Raw genomic sequence first — 250 nt, forward strand, 5'->3', positions numbered from 1 at the left:
AAGACGGCTATAGTCGACACCGTCCTCTCATCTCTAGCAAAAGAGCATGTAAACGACTTTCATGTGGTCCGTCTGAATGGATTCCTACATACCGATGATCGACTGGCTCTTCGCGAGATGTGGCGCCAGCTGGGCCGTGAGATGAACACAGAAGAGGAGGCCGGAAAGGTCAGCAGCTACGCGGATACAATGGCTACGCTGTTGGCATTGCTGTCCCATCCAGAAGAACTGTTTGGTCCTTCCGAAGGCC

1 protein-coding gene is annotated in these 250 nt (G+C 53.2%); it reads left to right on the plus strand.

What is annotated here, in order from left to right:
- A partial coding sequence (locus CVH10_RS27045) for a hypothetical protein (RefSeq protein WP_219925036.1) occupies window positions 1-250 on the plus strand: 250 nt, incomplete at both ends.

This window comes from Halomonas sp. ND22Bw (assembly GCF_003011945.1).
Lineage (GTDB): Bacteria > Pseudomonadota > Gammaproteobacteria > Pseudomonadales > Halomonadaceae > Halomonas > Halomonas halophila.